Source organism: Proteus sp. ZN5, assembly GCF_011046025.1.
Classification (GTDB): Bacteria; Pseudomonadota; Gammaproteobacteria; order Enterobacterales; family Enterobacteriaceae; genus Proteus.
The window spans coordinates 4,101,034-4,123,286 of record NZ_CP047639.1; the positions used below are offsets into that span (position 1 = coordinate 4,101,034).

General features: G+C 40.6%; 19 protein-coding genes and 1 other RNA gene. 7 read left to right on the forward strand and 13 right to left on the reverse strand.

The genetic code is table 11. From position 1 onward, the window contains the following. Window positions 1–53: 53 nt before the first annotated feature. Complete coding sequence (locus GTK47_RS18815) at window positions 54–956, reverse strand: LysR family transcriptional regulator (protein ID WP_036933024.1); 903 nt, start codon at window positions 954–956, stop codon at window positions 54–56. A gap of 113 nt (window positions 957–1,069) precedes the next feature. On the opposite strand from GTK47_RS18815, the gene GTK47_RS18820 reads away from it, so the two are divergent. Continuing rightward, window positions 1,070–1,774 carry a pirin family protein gene (locus tag GTK47_RS18820; protein WP_165126048.1) on the forward strand — a complete coding sequence of 235 codons (705 nt, stop codon included), beginning with the start codon at window positions 1,070–1,072 and terminating at the stop codon, window positions 1,772–1,774. A gap of 67 nt (window positions 1,775–1,841) precedes the next feature. Here GTK47_RS18820 and rnpB read toward each other — a convergent pair. Beyond that, window positions 1,842–2,217, reverse strand: an RNA gene (gene rnpB / locus GTK47_RS18825) — RNase P RNA component class A. A gap of 60 nt (window positions 2,218–2,277) precedes the next feature. Then, entirely contained in the window at window positions 2,278–3,156 is an 879-nt protein-coding gene (rsmI, locus tag GTK47_RS18830; protein WP_165126051.1) for a 16S rRNA (cytidine(1402)-2'-O)-methyltransferase, read from the reverse strand. Window positions 3,157–3,217: 61 nt separating this feature from the next. Between rsmI and GTK47_RS18835 the strand changes: the two genes are divergently transcribed. The 4 genes from GTK47_RS18835 (at window position 3,218) to dolP (ending at window position 6,631) form a co-directional block, all read left to right on the forward strand. Beyond that, window positions 3,218–4,972 (forward strand): penicillin-binding protein activator, encoded by a 1,755-nt coding sequence (locus GTK47_RS18835; RefSeq protein WP_165126054.1) that lies wholly within the window; start codon window positions 3,218–3,220, stop codon window positions 4,970–4,972. A gap of 80 nt (window positions 4,973–5,052) precedes the next feature. Then, on the forward strand, window positions 5,053–5,430 hold the full coding sequence (locus GTK47_RS18840) for a YraN family protein (RefSeq protein ID WP_165126057.1): 378 nt from the start codon (window positions 5,053–5,055) through the stop codon (window positions 5,428–5,430). A 22-nt stretch (window positions 5,431–5,452) separates the two neighbouring features. Continuing rightward, a complete protein-coding gene (diaA, locus tag GTK47_RS18845; protein WP_004245257.1) occupies window positions 5,453–6,043 on the forward strand; it encodes a DnaA initiator-associating protein DiaA in 591 nt (196 codons plus the stop codon). A gap of 9 nt (window positions 6,044–6,052) precedes the next feature. Continuing rightward, window positions 6,053–6,631, forward strand: a complete 579-nt coding sequence (gene dolP, locus GTK47_RS18850; protein ID WP_036933029.1) for a division/outer membrane stress-associated lipid-binding lipoprotein — start codon at window positions 6,053–6,055, stop codon at window positions 6,629–6,631. A 110-nt stretch (window positions 6,632–6,741) separates the two neighbouring features. Here the strand turns inward: dolP and ureG are convergent, their stop codons facing one another. From ureG to GTK47_RS18885, 7 genes are read right to left on the reverse strand one after another with little or no spacing between them, the layout of a single operon-like run. After that, window positions 6,742–7,359 carry an urease accessory protein UreG gene (gene ureG, locus GTK47_RS18855; protein ID WP_006535303.1) on the reverse strand — a complete coding sequence of 206 codons (618 nt, stop codon included), beginning with the start codon at window positions 7,357–7,359 and terminating at the stop codon, window positions 6,742–6,744. A gap of 9 nt (window positions 7,360–7,368) precedes the next feature. Next, window positions 7,369–8,034, reverse strand: a complete 666-nt coding sequence (locus GTK47_RS18860) for an urease accessory protein UreF (protein ID WP_165126060.1) — start codon at window positions 8,032–8,034, stop codon at window positions 7,369–7,371. A gap of 24 nt (window positions 8,035–8,058) precedes the next feature. Further along, a complete protein-coding gene (ureE, locus tag GTK47_RS18865; protein ID WP_165126063.1) occupies window positions 8,059–8,556 on the reverse strand; it encodes an urease accessory protein UreE in 498 nt (165 codons plus the stop codon). A 25-nt stretch (window positions 8,557–8,581) separates the two neighbouring features. Next, window positions 8,582–10,285: an urease subunit alpha gene (gene ureC, locus GTK47_RS18870; RefSeq protein ID WP_165126066.1), complete on the reverse strand. Its 1,704-nt coding sequence runs from the start codon at window positions 10,283–10,285 to the stop codon at window positions 8,582–8,584. Beyond that, window positions 10,282–10,608, reverse strand: a complete 327-nt coding sequence (locus tag GTK47_RS18875; RefSeq protein ID WP_088493790.1) for an urease subunit beta — start codon at window positions 10,606–10,608, stop codon at window positions 10,282–10,284. The genes ureC and GTK47_RS18875 overlap by 4 nt, the downstream gene beginning before the upstream one ends. A gap of 8 nt (window positions 10,609–10,616) precedes the next feature. Beyond that, window positions 10,617–10,919 (reverse strand): urease subunit gamma, encoded by a 303-nt coding sequence (locus GTK47_RS18880; RefSeq protein ID WP_023582851.1) that lies wholly within the window; start codon window positions 10,917–10,919, stop codon window positions 10,617–10,619. A 21-nt stretch (window positions 10,920–10,940) separates the two neighbouring features. Continuing rightward, complete coding sequence (locus GTK47_RS18885; protein ID WP_165126069.1) at window positions 10,941–11,777, reverse strand: urease accessory protein UreD; 837 nt, start codon at window positions 11,775–11,777, stop codon at window positions 10,941–10,943. Window positions 11,778–12,271: 494 nt separating this feature from the next. On the opposite strand from GTK47_RS18885, the gene GTK47_RS18890 reads away from it, so the two are divergent. Then, window positions 12,272–13,162, forward strand: coding sequence for an AraC family transcriptional regulator (locus GTK47_RS18890; RefSeq protein WP_165126071.1), 891 nt, complete (start codon window positions 12,272–12,274; stop codon window positions 13,160–13,162). Window positions 13,163–13,164: 2 nt separating this feature from the next. Here GTK47_RS18890 and mtgA read toward each other — a convergent pair whose 3' ends face one another. From mtgA to arcB, 3 genes are all read right to left on the reverse strand, one after another. After that, the gene (gene mtgA / locus GTK47_RS18895) at window positions 13,165–13,866 is read right to left on the reverse strand and encodes a monofunctional biosynthetic peptidoglycan transglycosylase (RefSeq protein WP_165126074.1); all 702 of its coding nucleotides are present in this window, start codon (window positions 13,864–13,866) and stop codon (window positions 13,165–13,167) included. Window positions 13,867–13,885: 19 nt separating this feature from the next. Then, the gene (elbB, locus tag GTK47_RS18900; protein ID WP_165126077.1) at window positions 13,886–14,536 is read right to left on the reverse strand and encodes an isoprenoid biosynthesis glyoxalase ElbB; all 651 of its coding nucleotides are present in this window, start codon (window positions 14,534–14,536) and stop codon (window positions 13,886–13,888) included. A gap of 237 nt (window positions 14,537–14,773) precedes the next feature. Continuing rightward, window positions 14,774–17,110, reverse strand: a complete 2,337-nt coding sequence (arcB, locus tag GTK47_RS18905) for an aerobic respiration two-component sensor histidine kinase ArcB (RefSeq protein ID WP_165126080.1) — start codon at window positions 17,108–17,110, stop codon at window positions 14,774–14,776. A gap of 673 nt (window positions 17,111–17,783) precedes the next feature. On the opposite strand from arcB, the gene gltB reads away from it, so the two are divergent. After that, a complete protein-coding gene (gene gltB / locus GTK47_RS18910; RefSeq protein ID WP_165126083.1) occupies window positions 17,784–22,244 on the forward strand; it encodes a glutamate synthase large subunit in 4,461 nt (1,486 codons plus the stop codon). Window positions 22,245–22,253 lie beyond the last annotated feature (9 nt).

Below are 22,253 nucleotides of genomic sequence, written 5' to 3' on the forward strand. Positions count from 1 at the left end.
CGCATCTCTATTTTTATCGATATCTAAAACTGAAATATTATTAAGTACAAAAACTATTTTTTATCGCTTGCAAAGAGTTTTGGGATCTCACGCAGACACCACGATTTAGCTTCGCCCATGCTATCTCTGCGCCATGCCATAATAATATTATTTTCATGGTGATATTCAGGGCCAACAACACGTAAACGCCCTTCTTTGATATCATCTTCAATTAAATCAATCGGCATTGTCGCCACACCTAAACCTGCAATTAATGCTCGGCGTTTATCTTCAATAGAACTGACCGTTAAACGGCGCTGTTTATCTAACAGCAATACTGTCAATACAGGGCGTTCTCTTGCGGTATCTGCAATCGCAATACCCCGATATTTTAAACGAGTTTCTTCTGCTAATGGCTCTGGTTCGTTATGAATTGGGTGATCTGGGCTGGCAACGTAAACACTGGTGGTATTGTATAAAGGACGAAAGTTGATTTCAGACGAGGTACGAAAATGCATATCTGGTGAAATCACAATATCACATTTACCGCTTTCTAAGCTTTCCCAAGCGCCCGCTAAGACTTCTGTTACTAACGAGAGTTGTGTATTGGATTTTTCAGCTAATTTATCGACCAACGGAAAGAGTCGAGATGCAGGAGTGAGTGCTTCACAAACGATAGTAATATGTGGCTCCCAACCTCTTGCTAAGGCTTCTGCATCTGACGTTAATTTGTCAGCAGCCTCAAGTAATATGCGCCCTCTATCAAGAAGCATTCTGCCAACATTGGTAAATTTAGTTCTATGGCCAGAACGGTCAAAAAGGACAACATCTAAATCTTCTTCTAATTTTTGCATGGTATAACTGAGCGCCGATGGAACTCGATTTAGTTCATCAGCCGCAGCTGCAAAACTCCCTCTACGATCAATGGCATCCATGACTCGTAAAGATTCCAACGTAATTGCTTTGTCTTTACTCATTATACTTATCTCTATCAAATAATTTGATTATAGGCACCAGATTAACTTGCTAACAATAGACAGTCCATACCTCTATGATAAATATATTGATAATCTACTCGAAAAATACCGCCATGATAAAATACAGAACAGCACAACAGTGTGGTAAAGCGGATTATGGTTGGCTACAAGCTCGCTACACATTTTCCTTTGGCCACTACTTTGACCCTCATTTTTTAGACTATGGCACGCTAAGAGTTCTTAACCAAGAAGTGCTTGCTCCAAATTCTGAATTTAAAGCAAAGACCTATCCTCATGTGGATGTGGTTAATCTTATTCTTCAAGGGGAAGCAACATACCTTGATAATATGGGACGGACAGTCACAGCAAAAGAAAATGAGTGCTTACTTATTTCACCGCATAATACTGATACATATATAGAGAAAAACAGTAGTCCTGATACGCCATTAACCCGTATCCAGTTGTGGCTAAATGCATGTCCACAACAAGAAAGTTTAGCTTCACAAAAATTGATATTAGATGAAAATTTAAAATATCAATTATTAGCTTCGCCTACGGGTGATGATGGTTCATTAATGTTAAGGCAAACCATTTGGCTTTATCATATTCATTTGCAAGCGGGTGATGAAATCACACTACCAATAAAAGGACAAAAAGGCTTTTTACAATCCATAAAAGGTGGCACCTATTTGCAAACATCAACACAAGAAAATGGGCAAATCCAGTGTGGTGATGGAGCTTTTATTCAAGATAGCCATAATATTACATTGAAAAGCTCGGCTGAGTTTCGTGGCTTATTTATTGATATTATCTCGTGATAATCAATTTAGATGGGCTTAAAAACAGAAAACCCTCGAAACACAATGTGAATCGAGGGTTTTTTATGAGGTGAGTTGACCGTTAAGCCGGGTTCTGTCGTGGACAACCATTCATCTAGGCCAGAACTTGCGCGCTGGCTCCAGCAACCTACCCGAGTTCAATGCGGGCCGCACCATAAGAACCCCTATTTGGTCTTGCTCCGGGTGGAGTTTACCATGCCACAAACTGTTACCAGTTGCGCGGTGCGCTCTTACCGCACCCTTTCACCCTTACCTGATCCTGTAAACAGGCCATCGGCGGTTTACTCTCTGCTGCACTTGTCGTAGGCTCGCGCCTCCCAGACGTTATCTGGCACCCTGCCCTGTGGAGCCCGGACTTTCCTCCCCTCTATCCGTCTCCCCCGAAGGGACAACGATAAAGCAGCGGTTGTCTAGTCAACTCAGGGTGCGGATTATAGGGATTTTGGTAGAAAATGTATAGCAAAAGAAGCTAAAAAATCACTTTACTCGTCTTGAACTTCACCATTTTGCTCAATGACATGCTTATAGAGTGCATTTTTCTTCACACCATAAATTTCCGCAGTGACTGCGGCTGCTTTTTTCAGAGGTAATTCTTTTTGTAAAATCGCCAATGTCCGTAATACTTCAGGAGAAAAATCGTCATCAACGGGTTTTTCATAACCCTCAACAATTAATACCATTTCACCTTTACGGCGGTTTTCATCTTCAAGAACCCATTTAAGTAATTCACCAACAGGCATACCTTGAATGGTTTCCCACGTTTTTGTGAGCTCTCTCGCTAAGACTACGTAGCGATCTTCACCCCAAACTGTCACCATATCAGCTAAACTATCTAACAGCCGATGTGTTGATTCATAAAAAATCAATGTACGAGGCTCTTCTGATAATGCACGTAAACAATCCTGACGACTCTTTGTTTTTGCAGGCAAAAAGCCTTCGTAACAGAAGCGATCTGAAGGAAGCCCTGCCGCGGACAGTGCCGTAATAGCAGCACAAGCGCCGGGTAATGGCACGACATTTATGCCATTCTTGCGACATTGATTGACTAAATGATAGCCAGGATCGTTAATTAATGGTGTACCTGCATCAGAGACTAATGCGATACTTAGCCCCTGTTGTAATTTGCTAATTAATTGATCTGCTTTTTGCTGTTCATTATGATCATGTAACGCATACAAACGTGCGTTAATGGCAAAGTGCTGTAATAGAAGCCCTGTATGACGGGTATCTTCTGCAGCAATTAAATCGACATGAGACAGCACATCAAGTGCCCGCTGGGTGATATCGCCCAGATTACCAATAGGTGTGGGTACTATGTACAGTGTGGATGTCGTTACCGCTGCTCGATTAGGTTGATTCATTGTTTATTCCGAATGACCGATTTAAAATTGAGCATAATTATAAAACATCACTGGGTACAGTATGCTTTCCTCAATTTTTGTGCGTTTTAAAACAGGTTTATCCTATACTGCGATACTCTCTGCGTTGATTATGTCAGGTTGTACCCTGACGGGGCAACAAGAACAACCTCTCACTCCAGCTGCAAAAGCAGAAATGGAGATGAAACAATTTCAAAAAGTGATTGATGACGCTCAAGGGCTGGCATCTTTAGATGTTATTAGAGCCTATATTGGGTTAGAAACGTTAATTACTGATCCTCAATTACATCAGAAAAATATTGATGATACATGGCTCACGCTAACCAAACTTACACCAGAGCAACGCCGTAGTGTTGTTATCAAAGCAGATGAGAATACACTGCAAGGTTGGTTAGATTTACTGAATACCTATGAATACAACAAAGACGATGCGGATAAGTTATCAGCAGCAGTCAGAGAATGGCAGACTCGCTATCCTCGTAATCCAGCTGCCTTAACACTTCCAGCATCATTATTGCGTCTTTCTCAGCCTTCAGTGAGTGCAAGTAGCCAAATCGCATTATTGTTACCTTTAACAGGGCAAGCGAAAGTCTTTGGTGAAGCTATTCGTCAAGGCTTCCTTGATGCGCAAAGTGGTTTACCACAGCCTCAAGCAATGCCTGAGCCACAAGCGCCTAAAAATGATGATAGCCTTAATTCAATTTTAGAAGAATTAGGTATCAAAAATACGGAAACACCAACGACAGATACCGCACAAGAAACAACTGAAAATACGCAAGCGACTCAAGATGAAGAAAAGGATAGCTCCACATTTTCAGGTAACACAACATTACGCTTAGATCCTGTTGCACAAAACTCTCGCCAAGTGATTGTTTATGATACCAATAGCCAATCTATCGACGTTTTACTGAAAAAAGTGCAGCAAGACGGTGCTAACTTAATTGTTGGCCCTCTGCTAAAACCTGAAGTCATGAAGACCATTGAGCTTCAAAGTGGCTTACCTGTATTAGCATTAAATGAATTAGATAACATTCCTTCAGCAACAACGGTGTGTTTCTTCTCTCTTTCCCCTGAAGATGAAACCCGTAATGCGGCACAACATTTACGTCAGCAACAAAAAGCAAACCCATTAATTATTGTTCCTGATAATAAATTTGGTCAAAGAATGGCGCAAACATTTGCTGATGAATGGCAACGCACTGGTGGTGGCACCGTTTTACAACAAACTTTTAGTTCTGTTGAAAGCTTAAAAGCCTCTATCAATCGTGGCGTCGGTATTCGCATGACAGGTACACCTGTTCTACCAACAGCAAATGCACCTTTACCATTAGAAACTCAATCTATTCCATCAGCAGGTGGGGCCATTGATTCGGTTTATATCATTGCGACTAGCGATGAATTAACTTTAATTAAGCCAATGATTGATATGGCGATCAGCACCAAAAAACGTCCACCAATTTATGTGAGTTCGCGTAGTAACCAAGGTGGAACAGGTCCTGATTTCCGTATGGAGATGGATGGTATTCAATTTAGTGATATTCCATTGATGACTGGTGCTAATTTGCCGTTAATGCAAAAAGCATCAAGCAAATTTGCGAACGATTACTCATTAATGCGTCTTTATGCAATGGGAATTGATGCATGGTCATTAGCAAACAATTACAATGATCTGACAAAAGGCACATTGCGTTTTAATGGTATTTCAGGCTCATTACGTGTTGAAAACAACTGTACTGTTTATAGACAACTTCCTTGGATGCAATTTAAACAAGGTAAGATTGAACCTGTTGCACAGTAATGCACGCATTTAATTATCATTAAAATAAACCGCCATAAAGGCGGTTTATTTTATGAGTGAGATAAAGAAGGAAATCATGGATGATTTTTTCTAAAAGTCCTTATTTTTTAGGGCTATACTATGAGCAAAAAGCGCTAAAATATTTACGCCAACAAGGATTAATATTGATTGAGCGTAATGTCCGATATCCCTGTGGAGAAATTGATCTTATTATGCAGGAAAAGAGGACATGGGTATTTGTTGAGGTTCGTTTTAGACGTAACATCTTATTTGGTGATGCAATAAGTTCTATTACTGCCTCAAAACGGCGACGCTTATGGCGCACAGCAAAATGTTGGTTAGCACAACGCCAAGAAAGTATCGAGACTTCAGACTGTCGTTTTGATATTTGTGCATTTAATCAACGCCAGTTAATATGGTTAAAAAACATTCTCGATTATACGGAATTTATTCGTTAAATTAGATTATATAGGTCTTAACGTGCTTGATAGAATCAAAGTCTGCTTTACAGAGAGTATTCAAACTCAAATTGCAGCAGCAGAAGCATTACCAGATGCCATTTCCAGAGCCGCCATGATGATGGTTCAATCTTTGTTAAACGGCCATAAAATATTAAGCTGTGGAAACGGTAGCTCAGCAGCAACAGCACAGCGATTTGCCGCAAGCATGATCCATCGTTTTGAGACAGAGCGCCCAAGCTTGCCCGCATTATCGTTAAACACAGATAGCGTTGTGATGACTGCAATTATGGGGAATCAGCAGCACGATGAAATCTATGCAAAACAAGTGCGTGCATTAGGACAAGCTGGAGATGTGCTACTTGCTATCTCAACTCACGGTAACAGCAGAAGTATTATTAAAGCCGTTGAAGCCGCTGTTACACGAGATATGACCATTGTTGCATTAACAGGTTATGATGGCGGAGAGCTTGCCGGATTATTAGGCCCTCAAGACGTTGAAATTCGTATTCCATCTCAACGCACCGTCAGAATACAGGAAGTTCAGATGCTAACAGTCAATTGTCTCTGTGATTTAATTGATAATACATTATTCCCACATCAGGATGACTAAGGAGTTACTATGAAATTGCTTCCTATCACTGCAGTGCTATGTTCTGCACTTTTACTGCAAGGTTGTATCGGCGCAGCGGTTGTCGGCACTGCCGCAGTTGCGGGTAAAACTGCAACCGATCCTCGCTCATTAGGGCAACAAGTTGACGATGGTACATTGGAAGCACGTGTTTCTGGTGCTCTAAACAAAAACGAACAGATCAAGAAAAGCAATTCACGTATCGTCGCTACGGCTTATCAAGGCAATATTCTGTTAACTGGTCAAAGCCCTGATATGTCTGTTGCGAATACAGCAAAACAAGTTGCGAGTAAGGTTGAAGGTGTGAATAACGTCTACAACGAAGTTCGTCAAGGCGAACCTGTGACATTAGGTACAGCATCTTCAGATACATGGTTAACAACCAAAGTTCGCTCTCAAATTTTAGGCAGTGATTCAGTAAAATCTTCTTCTGTAAAAGTGATCACTGAAAATGGTGAAGTGTTCTTATTTGGTATTTTGACACGCCAAGAAGGGGCTGCGGTTGCAAAAATTGCTAGTGAAACTAAAGGTGTAGTAAAAGTAACCACTGCATTTACTTACCTTAACTGATCTGCTCCCTAATATCGTTTTTATATTATCCTGACAGTATCGGTCTTTATAAAATGACCGATACTGACAGTTTCTTTCTCGACTAAAACTCGCCTTTATTCAGCAAGCTGTTAGCGTCTTAGCATACCTTTATCAATGATAAAATCGATAATAGTTTCCAAGCCTACTTTTTCTTTTAGATTTGTGAAAACATAAGGCTTCACAGGACGCATTCTTGCTGTGTCTGCTTCCATCACTTCTAGCGATGCACCCACATAAGGTGCCAGATCGATTTTATTAATCACTAAAAGATCTGAATGCGTAATACCGGGGCCGCCTTTGCGTGGAATTTTTTCCCCTTCAGCCACGTCAATCACATAAATGGTTAAATCAGCAAGCTCTGGGCTAAATGTCGCACTTAAGTTATCACCACCACTTTCCACAAAAACGATATCAAGATTTTTGTGGCGCATTGCTAATTCTTCAACCGCCGCAAGGTTCATTGATGCATCCTCTCGGATAGCAGTATGAGGACAACCGCCTGTTTCGACACCAATAATACGATCCGCATCTAATGCCTCAGCTCGCGTTAAGATCTTGGCATCTTCTTGAGTATAAATATCGTTAGTGACCACTGCGATTTCATAAGTGTCGCGCATTGCTTTACAAAGAACTTCTAACAGTGCCGTTTTTCCTGATCCAACAGGGCCACCAACACCAATACGGAGTGGCTGATTATATTCTTGCATATAGATTTCTCATGAACGAAAAAGTCGAGTGTATTGTGTTTCATGGCGACTACTGGCAATAATTTGCGCAGGTGTAAAACTTCCAATATCTTCAGTGGGCCAATGTGCGGATTGCTCAACAATTACAGGGATCTGCTCTGCTAATGTAAACAATATTTTCTGTCCTGCACTTTGCCCTAAAGGGATAAGTTTCACTCCTGACATCACCGTATTTTCAAGCCAACCCCAAGCGTAAGCACAACATAATTTTTCAGCGGAAATATTCCATTTCACAGCCGCTAACGCAAACGCCATAAGCTGCGTCTGTTTTACACAAGCTTGTAAGGTTTCATCTAACTCAATATCTAATTGAGGAAGTAAACGAGTAAAAGCAATACCTCGTTGGCGCTCTTCTTGTCGCAACTCTTTAGTTTCACGGCTTGCGACAATAAAATTACACCAATACTTCACTTCACTCATTTTGGCTTGAGCCAAATTTTCTTGTAATCGCCGTAAGATAGGGAGCTCTAACGTTGCTAAAGTGCCAGCCATTTGGGTACTTAGCCAGTCAGCTAATGTTTGAGGACAACAAACCCAGCCCTTTTCAATCGCCCACTCTAACCCTTGAGAATAAGTAAACGATCCCACTGGTAAAGAAGGACTGACTAATTGATATAAGCGCAGATCTGCAAGCATCAATAAGCTCCCTTATTCAAATAATTAGTGATGATGGTGATGATCGTCATGAGAGTGATGATGATGACCACCTGACGATCCACCATAAGCGCCCGGCTCAGGTTGATATTTCTCTAATTCCACAACCACATTGGCGCCTAAACCTCTCGCCATATCATCTAAAACATGGTCATGAAAATAACGACACCAACCCGCTTCGATTTGTAATGGAACATGACGATTGCCTAAGTGGTAACAAACACGAGCCAACAATAGCGGATCATCACTATATACCGTTGAAACTTGCTCTTTTGCCGCTTCAATTGTGACTAGCGTATTATCTTCTGACAGTAAGATATCACCCTCTTTTAGCACCGTACCGCGAGGCAAAAATAGCCCAGCTTCTTGCCCATCACTTAATGTCACTTTTAAACGACTTTTGGTTCTTTCATCCATCGTTAAGCATAAAGTAAGAGTTTGTATTTCTGGTGTTACTACTTCAAGTGCTTTTTGTTTATCAATAAGTTGAGTAAATCTTTTCATTCTCTACATTCTCGGTAAACGCTAATCAAAAGAGGAAATAGCGTTGTGCCATTGGTAATTGCGTTGCAGGTTCACACACTAATGGCACACCATCAGCTTTCACAATATAGGTTTGAGGATCAAGCTCGATATGAGGCACATAACTATTGTGGATCATCGAAGCTTTAGTGATGTTACGACAGCCTTTAACACGACCAATTAAGCTCTTTAAGCCTAATTTTTCAGGTACACCCGCGTCGATCCCCGCTTTCGACATAAAGATCATTGATGTCTGATATTTCGCTTTACCTAAGCAAGCATACATTGGACGATAATGCACTGGCTGAGGCGTTGGAATAGCCGCATTAATATCCCCCATTGGCGCATAAGCCACCATACCACCTTTCATGATCAATGCCGGTTTTACGCCAAAGAAAGCCGGATCCCATAAAACCAGATCCGCTAATTTCCCTTTCTCAATAGAGCCGACTTCATGTGCAATACCATGTGCTAAAGCAGGGTTGATTGTGTATTTTGCCACATAACGTTTAATACGATGGTTATCACTTTCTGCGGTATCACCGTCTAATGTGCCGCGCTGTAATTTCATTTTGTGCGCACATTGCCAAGTACGAAGGATCACTTCACCTACGCGTCCCATTGCCTGAGAGTCTGACGACATAACAGAAATAGCCCCCATATCATGTAAGATATCTTCTGCTGCGATGGTTTCGCGGCGGATACGAGATTCAGCAAAAGCCACATCTTCAGGAATAGAAGGATCAAGGTGATGGCAAACCATCAACATATCAAGATGCTCATCTACAGTGTTAATGGTATAAGGCATTGTTGGGTTAGTAGAAGCAGGCAAAATATTCGGCTCACCGACTGACTTAATCACGTCAGGTGCGTGCCCACCGCCTGCACCTTCTGTGTGGAAAACGTGGATCACACGCCCAGCTATCGCTTTCACGGTTTCCTCGTAGAAACCCCCTTCATTTAAGGTGTCAGAGTGAATAGCAACTTGCACATCCATTTCGTCGGCAACATTAAGGCAGTTATGAATTGCCATTGGTGTTGCACCCCAGTCTTCATGGATTTTTAAACCAATAGCACCAGCTTCAATTTGCTCGCGAACGGCTTCTGGTTGACTCACACAGCCTTTACCGAATAAACCCACATTAATAGGCAATTCATCAACGGCTTCTAACATGCGGTGCATATTCCAAATACCTGGCGTTACTGTGGTTGCATTTGTTCCAGCAACAGGCCCTGTACCACCACCAATAAAGGTGGTGACACCAGACACTAAACCTTCTTGTGCTTGTTGAGGGCAGATAAAGTGAATATGCGTATCAACGCCACCAGCGGTAACAATTTTGCCTTCACCTGCAACCACTTCTGTGGCAGGCCCTACAACAATATCCACATTAGGTTGAACATCAGGATTACCCGCTTTACCGATACCCACAATGCGGCCATCTTTAATACCGATATCCGCTTTTACAATACCCCAATGATCTAAAATAATGGCGTTTGTAATAAGCACATCGACACATTCAGCATTGACAACTTGGCTTTGCCCCATGCCATCGCGAATAACTTTACCACCACCAAATTTGACCTCTTCGCCATAAGTGGTGAAGTCTTTTTCAATTTCGAGAAAAAGCTCAGTATCGGCTAATCGCAGACGGTCGCCCGTTGTTGGACCAAACATATCTGCATAAGCTTGACGTGAGATAGTTTTCATTTTTTCTCACTCTCCAATTTACCCATCACCTTGCCATGAAAGCCGTAAATTTCACGTTTTCCAGCAAAAGCCACTAATTCAACAGTACGACTTTGACCCGGTTCAAAACGAACCGCCATGCCTGCTGGAATATTTAAACGAAAACCTAATGTGCCTTCGCGTTCAAATTTCAGCGCCTCATTCACTTCATAAAAATGATAATGAGAGCCGACTTGCACGGGTCTATCGCCATGATTGGCAACTTGTATTGTTTTTGTTTCTCGACCAGCATTAAGTTCGATGTCGCCTAATGCTTGGTTAACTCTAATTTCACCGGGTATCATGTTATTACCTACACAATAGGATCATGAATAGAAACAAGTTTTGTGCCATCAGGGAATGTGCATTCCACTTGGATGTCTTTGATCATTTCTGGCACGCCTTCCATGACTTGTTCCGCCGTCAAAACAGTGCGTCCTTCACTCATCAATTGGGCAACAGTTTTACCCTCTCTTGCCCCTTCCATAATGGCGCAACTGATAAGTGCAACCGCTTCAGGATAATTAAGCTTGAGCCCTTTCGCTAAACGTCTTTCAGCAACAAGACCCGCTGTAAAAAGCAGTAATTTATCTTTTTCTCTTGGTGTTAATTCCATTTCTGCTCCTAAAATTAACGATTATGTCGCCCATATACGAGGCGGCTCAGGGCAATACCCTAACCAGTGTTGTCTGACGGTTTGCCAAACTTGAGCAAAACACGCCATCATCGGCTCTGTTTGCGAGCCTAATAACCGTAAAACTAAAATACCGTCTACATCCGTTAAACCATATTCGATAGCATGATCATAAGAAGCGGAGAAAGCCTCTATACTTTGTTGAATAAGGCTTTTTAATTCGTCCGTTGCGGGATAGATATAAAGTGATCCCAGCATCGGAAACTCACGCATGGCGGCCGATCTTTTTTGTAAACCATCGACAAAAAGCGACTCAGTTAATGTCAATTTTTCATCGATATAGAAATTTAAACGCCCTTTTACATTGCCATCTTCAAACCATTCATTTAAAACGGGACGACCAAAACATTGGATTTCCCAGCCAATAAATCTGGCAGTAGATGCAATATGAATATGTGTTTCTAGGCGAACTTGGGCTTCAGGAAAAAAGATATTTTCTTGAGGTAACCACTCTAAAAAACCATTAGCTGCCACTTTTAAGGTTTGAACTTGCCGAGCAACACCGCCAGCACTACGGTAAAACTTAGTGGCTCCGGGTGTTGTGAGCAATGCATGTGCTTGGGGTTGCACATCAATATTAATCAATAGTTTATCGCCACCGACCACACCACCTGGGGGATGAAGCAAATAAGTGTGTGCAATACCTTGCTCAGGATAAAAAGGACGCTGAACCATTAATGGGCCGATATGGCGCTTTTCTGTAAGACGTGTTATTTCGCGTTTTACTTCATAACGTAAAACGATTTCAGCAAGCCAACCCTTCCCTGAAAAGTCAGACATACTCACTCCTGCCAACTCGGCAAAATTATCAATAAATCAGGAAAATACGTGAATACATACAGCGCTATCCATAAGATTGAGTCATTCAAAATCAAATAGAAAATAAGCTAATGAATGTTGGATAGGGTGTGGATAAAAGACAAACAGTGATATCCTAAGAACAGGATAATCTCCTTCGTCTGTGACGCGCGATTCTACACCTTATTACGAAAAATGCGTTTTGAATAAATAACAATTTATTTAGAAAAAATGACACTGTTTAAAATAAATGTAAAAAATGAGCAGATATCTATATTGCCATGTTTTACCAACAAGATTATATTCTGCTTCACTCTCATTCTGCTTTGCATGACAACACTAATTTAAATTAGAATAATCTCTCTATTTATTATTCTAGACGTGGCTTATCAGTTTATACAACCAATGAGCTAATTTTGAGTATTATTCATTTAAGCAAGATTAATGATTAATTTGCCTACGGTATATCGGAGATCATGGAATACAAACACATCCTGTCCTCTAACCAAATGTCTTTAAAAACGTTTTACATCGAAAACCCGATGATAGCGATGGTTAGTGGCGCAAAAGGTACGATTTGCATCAATGGGCAATCTATTGATGTATCCAGTCATTTGACGCTTATTATTCCAAAATATAGTCAAGTCTCTTGCGATATAGTCAGCCAATTTACGCATAAATCGATTGAACTACACACTCTTGTGTTATGTGAAACAGAGCTTCAATCTGTTTTCTCTTTACTAAAGCCTTTAATTAAATCTAGTTCACCACTAACAAGCCACCTTCCTGCTTACCATTTATCGACTCCTGAAGTGATAAAAAGTAATTTTGGAATTTTAAAACAGTGCTTACCACTTCCACATGGCTCTCCATCTCAAGAAACCATGTTTATGCAGCAATGTTTATTTTTTATTTTGATGGCGGTGTATCAAGAAGGTATCGATATTTTAAATATCTTCCGATTTAACTATGATGAGCCGAAAAATCAGGCAATTACACATTTAATTACGCAAGATCCGCAAAAAAAATGGCATTTAGAAGATGTGGCAAAAACGCTTTTTACAACCCCATCAACGCTACGTCGGCATTTAAGTAAAGAAGGTGTCTCGTTCTGCCAGTTATTATTGGATGTCAGAATGGGAATTGCGTTAAATTACCTGACATTTTCCAATTACTCTGTTTTTCAAATAAGTCATCGCTGTGGTTTTGGCAGTAATGCCTATTTTTGCGATGCTTTTAAACGTAAATACGGCATGACGCCTTCACAATTTCGCATTCAGTCTCGCCAATCTAACGATCCCTCTGCGATAACAAAGCTATCAGAGAAGATTGCTGAGCCTAATAGAAAGATATTTCAAACCTTATAGAATTATGACAAATTATTTTTCTTTAAGAAGCTAATTCCCCCCATTAGCCGCATCTGATTTAAGATCCATTGCTGTCGTTTTAGGGTATAAGTAGAAGGTTTATTTACGTGGTAAATATGCGGATTAGGTAATACTGCGGCTAATAGTGCGGCCTCATGACTTGTGAGCTGTTTCGCTGGCTTTCTAAAATAGTGTTGGGAAGCCTGCTCTACACCGAAGATCCCATCACCAAACTCAACAATATTCAGGTACACGGTTAAAATACGTTTTTTTGACCAAATAAGCTCGACAACAGGCGTCATTCCTGTTTCAAGCCCTTTTCTTATCCAACTACGACCATCCCATAAAAAGAGATTTTTGACCGTTTGCTGAGAAATAGTCGATGCACCGCGTAATGTTTTCCCGTTGTTATGACTTTTTTTGAAAACTTTCTCAATAGCATCAAAATCAAAGCCCCAATGTTTGGGAAAATTTTGATCTTCAGATGCAATCACGGCTAAATACATCACTGATGCTATCTCTTTTTCACTCACCCAAGTGGAATGTGATACATAAGAGAAATCAAACTCACTCCAAGCTGAAATTTGTCTTTGAACCATTACAGCAGAAAAAGGTACAGGTAAAAAAGAAAACAGCACAACTGTTAACAGCCATAAAGCAATTAAAATAATTAATAGTTTCTTTAACTTTCTCACCAGTACCATCTGCTGTTTTACCTACTATTTATGCCATCTCAAGGACTTTCTTAACCAATTTCTCAATACCTACCTGTGCTTCTGCAATAGATTGTGCAAGCATATACGCAGGAGTTGTGACAACACGATATTTTTCATCAACAACAATATCATCAACAGGGCAATCTATATGGATACCCCCCATTTTTTCGATTACCTGTGCTGTTTCTGCGTCATTTCCAATTGTTAATTTTACTGGAGAATTTAACATTTTTGGTAACATTACAGGCGCAATACATATCAGTCCTAATGGTTTATTTTGCTGATGCATCGCTTGTACAAAACTTAAGAGATCTTTGTTAATTTCACAGTCACTCCCTTTTGTTGCGAAATTGCACAAATTCTTCGCTGCACCAAAACCGCCAGGAATAATGACAGCATCAAAGTTTTCAGCCTTTGCCTCTGATAAAGGGGAGATTTTCCCACGAGAAATACGAGAAGATTCTTCCATTATATTCCTTTTTTCTGATTTTTCTTCACCTGTAATATGATTAATTACAGTTGGTTGTAAATCATTAGGTGAAAAATAATGAACTTCAGCATTATTTTGGCTTAAAGCAAGCATTGTGAGCACTGATTCATGGATTTCACTCCCATCAAACACACCACAGCCACTTAAAATTACCGCAATTGATTTCATATCTTTCTCCGTTTGTAGTAGATTACTAGTTACCCATTTATAGGTGTAAACACCAATCGGCATCACATATTTAAATGTTTCTTGTAACAAAAAAACTTATCTTTGCTATTTTGTTGCTTGTATGATGTATGGAATAGTTTCATCCTATTCGCCTATGTAATGAGAATCAAAAAAAGCGAATAGAAAAGTTTCCCTGGTGTTGGCGCAGTATTCGCGCACCCCAACCTTCGGTTGGGGTTATTTTTTTCTAGTGTCTGACAACCAGTTTCTTAAACTTTCCACATCCTTTCTCCAATCTCTTTCCAACTCATCTACCCACTCTTGTACATTGTCCCACCAAGCAGGCAATTCCGATGATTGGATCTGTTTAGCCAGTTGCTGTAAATGTTTTAAACCAATAGAACCAGCTGCACCTTTAATCTTATGCCCTTCCTCAGAAATTCCCTTCTCATCACGAGCTGTTAGGTTAGATTCAAGGACTGACATATAACTTGGCATCATCTTCTCAAAAACATCTAGACCATCAGTGATTAATTGAGGTCCGACAAGTTCGATGTATTGATTCAGCATGTCAATATCTAATAATTCTTCATTTTTATTCAACAATTCCGATGACTCATTACATGGCACAGAAACCGCACCATCACCCCAGAATTTATTGATAATCGCGGTAAGTGCATCCACAGAAAGTGGTTTACTTAGCACATCATTCATTCCCGCATCCAAATACTCTTTTTTGTCTTTCAAAACATTTGCTGTTAAAGCGATAAGAGGAGGAAGTTCATTACTGTCGAATTCTTGACGTAATTTTCTTGAAATATCGAACCCTGTCATATCAGGTAATTGAATGTCTAATAGCACTAAATCATATTCATCAGGCTTAAACATCGATAACGCTTCTTGCCCTGTCATTGCTACATCAACGGTATTACCCAGTTTTTCTAAAACAGAGCAAGCAACAATTACGTTGAGTTCAATATCTTCCACAAGCAGAATATTTAAAGCCGGTAATAAGAGCTCATCATCACTTTCGATATCGTGGTGCTCTTCAATCGCAGGAGCGACGATAGAGAGGGTAAAGGTAGAACCCTCACCTAACTCACTCTCAACACGAATATCACCGCCCATATGCTGTGCTAGGCGTTTTGAGACAGCAAGTCCAATACCCGTTCCCGTTGCAGAACGACCACCTTGACTATCATTGACTTGATAGTACATGGCAAAGATCTTCTCCAGCTCACTTTTTGGAATACCAATTCCGCTATCTTTCACCTCAAAGAACAACTTATCTGGTGTTTCTTGCCAAATACGCACTTTGATTTCACCTTCTTGGGTAAACTTCACGGCATTACCGATGAGGTTCCATAAGATCTGGCGTAATCGAGTTCCATCTGAGGTTATTTTATGTGGTAGCGTTTCTTCTGCTTCCAGTGTGAATTTCAATCCTTTTGGCTGTACTAACAGTCCAGACAGGTTTTCTAAATCAGAAATAAATTCAGTAAAGTCAATTGGCTGGTTATCTAGCTGAATTTTTCTACGCTCAATTTTGTCCATTTCAATCACGTCATTAAAAATATTCCCTAACGTAATCGCACTCACATGGATAGTTTTTAAGTAATTGAGTTGTTCTGGCGAAAGCTCGGTATCCAATAAGATACGGCTTAATCCAACAATCCCATTTAGCGGTGTACGCAATTCGTGGCTGATTGTTGAGATAAAGGTGGTTTTATCACGGCTCGCGTTCTCTAACGCGTCTTGATAGCGCTTACGCTCTGTAATGTCACGTCCAAAGCCCATTAAGCCATGACGTTTACCAATACGATCATAAAACGGCACTTTGCGCAGTTCAAAACAAGCCTTGCGCCCATCAGGATAAACTAACCATTGCTCATAAGTGAGTGACACATTATGACGAAAGACTTTTTCATCCGTTTCCATCACTTTTATCGCAATATCTTCGTCATACACATCAAGTGGTGTTAAACCGATAAGTTGCTTTTCGCTTTTACCTGTTAGTAGTTCCGTCGCGCGGTTACACCCTGAAAATTCATTATCTTCATTACGGTAATAAACTAAGTCAGGAGAAGCATCGAGGAATGAGCGTAAAAGTGAGGATTGCTGTTCAAGCTCGATTTGCGTTAATTCACGACGCTTCATTTCGTTTTTTAGTTTTTCAAGTAGTTCAAGGTGTGCTTTTTCAACTTTTTCACGCTCTTGAATTTCCAAATTTAATTGCTCAATATTCTCTTTTAACTGAGAGTTAAGCTCTAAGTCGCGCTGGCGCATTACACCCAGTTTATCCACCATACGAGATAAACGGCGTCGTGACTCTTCAAGTTGTTCAACCACAACAGAGAGAAAATAGACAGCCCAAGGCGTAATAATCAGCCCAAAAAAAATGGAGCGAACAAGGTCAATACTAGTAACATCGCCTGCAAGCAAGAATGTTACCGCCATTTGAACAACCATCGCTAAAACAACTAATGCAGAAGCCAACAATAATGAGAAGCGGATTAGCCCTAGCCTCATCATCAAGTCAACGTAGTATTGGGCAAGCCCTTTGAGCAATTTCATTGAAAACTCCAATATATTGAATCTATGGAATGATAACCCAAAAATGAATTGGTGCAGTGGCGAACATTCAGAAATCTTGCTAAGAGTGGTTATTTCTCATTACTTTATTTGATTTAGCTCTCTATTTTCTCTCAACAAGAACCTCTCCGATATATGCATTCATAAAAATAATGCAAAACCTAATTACATAAACGATAGCGATATCAACGATAAATAGACCTTATTAGAAAAAATTCAATTTGTCTTTTTTTATACAAACTGTATAAAAACAATAAAAAACTAAATTTGTTATAATCATTAGAATAACTAACTACTCGCTTTTATCATTAAAGGACGTGATAAAGCGAAATGGCTTAAATAAAGTGATATAACTCACACTAAAAATGGGTATTCACTTCCTTACAAAACAGAATATTTTATTTATTTATCAATATATTAAATTAAAAAATTTCTTATCTATCTTATTCTAGTCAAATATCCTCATACATTGACCTCATTTTTATTTATCGATAAGTTGAAAAGGCATTGCGTAGCAATATAAAAAACACTCCAAGCTAAGCAAACACAACATCACCCGATGAGCACCCATAAATTTACCTACATACTTTGAGCCAAAACGTTCCTTTTGCGCTCTGTTTTGAGGTGCCCAGCAAACTAAGTAGGAAGCAAAAAAATGCTCTATCAAAAGACACAGGAAAAAGACAATTGTGGATTTGGATTGATTGCGCATATTGAAGGGCAAGCCAGTCATAAAATTGTCAGAAATGCAATCCACGGTCTCGCCAGAATGCAACATCGAGGAGCCATTCTTTCTGATGGTAAAACGGGCGATGGTTGTGGGTTACTTTTACAAAAGCCCGATCGCTTCTTTCAATTAGTTGCAGAGGAAAAAGGCTGGCATTTAGCCAAAAACTACGCTGTTGGAATGCTATTTTTAAGCCAAGATCCTAATATCGCGACACAATGTCGCCTTATTATTGAAGAAGAGCTTCAACGCGAAACGCTCTCTATTGTGGGTTGGCGTAAAGTCCCTATCAACACGAATATTCTAGGTAGTATCGCCCTTTCATCTCTTCCCTTAATCGAACAAGTCTTTGTTAATGCTCCCGCTGGCTGGCGGATAAGTGATATTGAAAGACGACTCTTTGTTGCTCGCAGACGTATTGAAAAGCGCATTACTGATAGTGATTTTTATATTTGCAGTCTTTCTAATTTGGTGACGATTTATAAAGGCCTCTGTATGGCCATCGATCTACCACGCTTTTTTACCGATCTCGCTGATCTACGCATGGAATCTTCAATTTGTTTGTTCCACCAGCGTTTTTCAACTAACACCACTCCCAGATGGCCTCTTGCACAACCTTTTCGCTATCTAGCACATAACGGTGAAATTAATACCATTACAGGCAATCGCCAATGGGCTAGAGCTCGCGCCTATAAATTCCATACGCCTCTTATTCCTGATCTACAAAGTGCCGCCCCTTTTGTGAATGAGAGTGGCTCAGACTCAAGTTCACTCGACAATATGCTAGAGCTTTTTCTCAATGGTGGTATGGATATTGTTCGTGCAATGCGATTGTTAGTGCCACCTGCATGGCAAAATAATCCACAGATGAATGATGATTTACGGGCATTTTTTGATTTTAACTCAATGCATATGGAACCTTGGGATGGCCCTGCAGGCATTGTGTTATCAGATGGTCGTTATGCTGCGTGTACGCTAGATAGAAACGGTTTACGTCCTGCACGCTATGTTATTACCACAGATAACATCATCACTTGTGCTTCTGAAATTGGTATTTGGGATTATCAGCCAGATGAAGTACGAGAAAAAGGACGTGTTGGTCCCGGCGAGTTAATGGTTATCGATACTCATCATGGACGTATTCTCCACTCAGCCGAAACCGATGAAGATTTAAAAAGACGCCATCCCTATAAGCTGTGGCTAGAGCGCAATGTCAAGCGTTTAACGCCGTTTGAAGAGTTGCCGGAACTGCAAGCCACAGGACAACGCGCCTTTGATGATACCTTATTAGCCACTTATCAAAAACAGTTTGCATATAGCCAAGAAGAGCTTGAAAGCATTTTGCATGTGCTTGCTGAAAATGGGCAAGAAGCGACAGGTTCAATGGGCGATGACACCCCATTTGCTGTACTTTCCCAACGCCCTCGCCTTATTTATGACTATTTCAGACAAAAATTTGCGCAAGTCACAAATCCGCCTATAGATCCATTAAGAGAAGCCCATGTCATGTCTCTAGCGACCTGCATTGGACGCGAGATGAATGTATTTTGCGAAGCGGAAGGTCAAGCACATCGGCTGAGTTTTAAATCGCCTATTTTGCTTTATAGCGACTTTCAACAGCTTATTAATCAAGAAAGTCCTTATTACCAATCCGTTCATCTTGATATCACTTATCAACCAACAGAATGCAACCTAGAAACTGCGTTACGCCAATTATGTGCAAAAGCACAACAGGAAGTTCATAGTGGTGCGGTGTTATTAATTTTATCCGATAGAAACATCACTAAAGAGCGACTGCCTATTCCTGCCCCTATGGCAGTTGGTGCAGTACAAAAAGCGTTGGTAGATAATAATTTACGTTGTGATGCCAATATCATTGTCGAAACCGCTAGCGCCCGAGATCCTCACCATTTCGCCGTACTACTTGGATTTGGTGCTACCGCTATTTATCCTTACCTTGCTTATGAATCTTTAGCTCAACGTGTTGATAAAAAAGTCCTGCAAGCAAGCTATGCCCAAGTGATGCTTAATTACCGCAACGGCATAAACAAAGGGTTGTATAAGATCATGTCTAAAATGGGCATTTCAACCGTAGCTTCTTACCGTTGCTCTCAACTTTTTGAAGCGGTCGGATTAAATGATAAGGTTGTCGAACTCTGTTTTGCAGGCGTTGATAATCGAATTAATGGCGCTGATTTTAGCGATTTTGAGCACGACTTATTTAATCTATCTAAGCGAGCTTGGTTAACCCGTTATCCTTTAGAAACAGGTGGTTTATTAAAATACGCCCACAAAGGGGAATACCACGCTTATAATCCTGATGTCGTTCAAGCACTACAAAAAGCTGTAAATAGTGGGGAATATACTGACTATCAGCATTACGCAAATCTTGTGCAGCAACGCCCAATCACAACCTTGCGCGATATGTTAGTTCTCAATAACAAGACAACGCCTATTTCGATTGCAGAAGTCGAAGCTGAAACCGAACTATTTAAACGCTTTGATACTGCCGCTATGTCAATTGGGGCATTAAGCCGAGAAGCTCATGAAGCTCTTGCGCAAGCGATGAATACATTGGGCGGTTTTTCAAACTCAGGAGAAGGTGGCGAAGATCCAGCCCGTTACGCTACCGATAAAGTCTCTCGTATTAAACAAATTGCCTCTGGACGTTTTGGCGTAACACCTTCTTATTTAATGAGTGCGGATGTTTTACAAATCAAAGTCGCACAAGGGGCAAAACCCGGTGAAGGCGGACAACTTCCCGGCGATAAAGTAACACCTTATATTGCGCAACTGCGTTATGCCGTGCCCGGAGTTACCCTAATATCACCGCCTCCTCATCACGATATCTACTCTATTGAAGATTTAGCACAACTTATTTTCGACTTAAAACAGATCAATCCAACGGCACTGATTTCTGTAAAACTAGTGTCAGAGCCTGGTGTGGGTACTATTGCTACGGGTGTTGCTAAAGCTTATGCAGACTTGATCACTATTGCGGGTTATGACGGCGGAACAGGTGCAAGCCCTTTAACTTCCGTAAAATATGCCGGTAGCCCATGGGAATTAGGCTTAGTTGAAACTCAGCAAGCGTTAGTAGCAAATAATTTACGCCATAAAATTCGTTTGCAAGTCGATGGTGGATTAAAAACAGGTCTAGATATTATTAAAGCAGCGATTTTAGGTGCAGAAAGCTTTGGATTTGGTACTGGGCCAATGGTGGCGTTAGGCTGTAAATATCTACGTATCTGCCATTTAAATAATTGCGCAATGGGTGTTGCAACCCAAGATGAAACACTTCGTCGTAACCATTATCATGGATTGCCTGAACGTGTTATTAACTACTTCCGTTTTATTGCGCAAGAAACCCGTGAATTAATGGCTCTACTTGGCGTAAAAAAAATCACCGATTTAATTGGTCGAACTGATCTACTTTCATGCTTAGAAGGTGTTAGCAGTAAACAGCAAAAACTCTCTTTAGGTGGATTGTTAGAAACAGCAACTTCACCATCAGGCAATGCCCTTTATTGTCAGGAAAATAATCATACTTATGATAAAGGCGAGTTAAATCAGCGTATTGTTGCCCAAACTTGCGAGGCTGTTAAACAACAAAAAAGCCAAACACACTATTTCGATATTCGTAATACAGATCGCTCTGTGGGAGCAACATTATCAGGCATTATCGCCAAGAAATATGGCGAAAGCGGCTTATCAGCCACACCAATTAAACTTTATTTTACCGGAACCGCAGGCCAAAGCTTTGGTGTATGGAATGCACAAGGCGTTGAATTAACCTTAGTGGGCGATGCCAATGATTATGTGGGTAAAGGTATGGCTGGAGGTCGTATTGTCATTTCGCCTCCTGTTGGCTCTGCATTTAAAAGTCATTACGCTACCATTATGGGAAATACTTGCCTTTATGGCGCAACAGGCGGAAAACTTTATGCTTCTGGCTTGGCTGGGGAGCGTTTTGCTGTTAGAAACTCTGGTGCAATTGCTGTCGTTGAAGGTGTTGGCGATAACGGTTGTGAATATATGACAGGGGGTATTGTCTGTGTTCTGGGTAGAACAGGGATTAACTTTGGTGCAGGAATGACTGGTGGATTTGCCTATCTGTTAGATGAAGATCTCACATTATCACAACGGATCAATACTTCATCAATCGAGTTGCTTCCTGTCACATCCTTTGCCATTCTCGCTGAACATCTACGTGGCATGATTGCAGAACACGTCAGACTAACTGGCTCACAACAAGGTGAAAGATTACTTTCGCAATGGGAATATTGGTCACAACATTTCAAATTGGTGAAACCAAGATCCAGTGATGTTAATGCGTTGCTTGGTCATCCTCGTCGTTCATCTGCTGAATTACGCGTTCAGGCACAATAGGAGAATATT

What these genes read in the sequence shown, in the direction of transcription:
- GTK47_RS18835 (WP_165126054.1), top strand. Translation starts at nt 3,218, where the DNA reads ATGCTTTCCTCAATTTTTGTGCGTTTTAAAACAGGTTTATCCTATACT.
- GTK47_RS18840 (WP_165126057.1), top strand. Translation starts at nt 5,053, where the DNA reads ATGATTTTTTCTAAAAGTCCTTATTTTTTAGGGCTATACTATGAGCAA.
- GTK47_RS18820 (WP_165126048.1), top strand. Translation starts at nt 1,070, where the DNA reads ATGATAAAATACAGAACAGCACAACAGTGTGGTAAAGCGGATTATGGT.
- GTK47_RS18880 (WP_023582851.1), bottom strand. Translation starts at nt 10,919, where the DNA reads ATGGAATTAACACCAAGAGAAAAAGATAAATTACTGCTTTTTACAGCG.
- elbB (WP_165126077.1), bottom strand. Translation starts at nt 14,536, where the DNA reads ATGAAATCAATTGCGGTAATTTTAAGTGGCTGTGGTGTGTTTGATGGG.
- GTK47_RS18885 (WP_165126069.1), bottom strand. Translation starts at nt 11,777, where the DNA reads ATGTCTGACTTTTCAGGGAAGGGTTGGCTTGCTGAAATCGTTTTACGT.
- GTK47_RS18890 (WP_165126071.1), top strand. Translation starts at nt 12,272, where the DNA reads ATGGAATACAAACACATCCTGTCCTCTAACCAAATGTCTTTAAAAACG.
- rsmI (WP_165126051.1), bottom strand. Translation starts at nt 3,156, where the DNA reads ATGAATCAACCTAATCGAGCAGCGGTAACGACATCCACACTGTACATA.
- ureC (WP_165126066.1), bottom strand. Translation starts at nt 10,285, where the DNA reads ATGAAAACTATCTCACGTCAAGCTTATGCAGATATGTTTGGTCCAACA.
- ureE (WP_165126063.1), bottom strand. Translation starts at nt 8,556, where the DNA reads ATGAAAAGATTTACTCAACTTATTGATAAACAAAAAGCACTTGAAGTA.
- mtgA (WP_165126074.1), bottom strand. Translation starts at nt 13,866, where the DNA reads ATGGTACTGGTGAGAAAGTTAAAGAAACTATTAATTATTTTAATTGCT.
- GTK47_RS18815 (WP_036933024.1), bottom strand. Translation starts at nt 956, where the DNA reads ATGAGTAAAGACAAAGCAATTACGTTGGAATCTTTACGAGTCATGGAT.
- arcB (WP_165126080.1), bottom strand. Translation starts at nt 17,110, where the DNA reads ATGAAATTGCTCAAAGGGCTTGCCCAATACTACGTTGACTTGATGATG.
- dolP (WP_036933029.1), top strand. Translation starts at nt 6,053, where the DNA reads ATGAAATTGCTTCCTATCACTGCAGTGCTATGTTCTGCACTTTTACTG.
- gltB (WP_165126083.1), top strand. Translation starts at nt 17,784, where the DNA reads ATGCTCTATCAAAAGACACAGGAAAAAGACAATTGTGGATTTGGATTG.
- ureG (WP_006535303.1), bottom strand. Translation starts at nt 7,359, where the DNA reads ATGCAAGAATATAATCAGCCACTCCGTATTGGTGTTGGTGGCCCTGTT.
- GTK47_RS18860 (WP_165126060.1), bottom strand. Translation starts at nt 8,034, where the DNA reads ATGCTTGCAGATCTGCGCTTATATCAATTAGTCAGTCCTTCTTTACCA.
- GTK47_RS18875 (WP_088493790.1), bottom strand. Translation starts at nt 10,608, where the DNA reads ATGATACCCGGTGAAATTAGAGTTAACCAAGCATTAGGCGACATCGAA.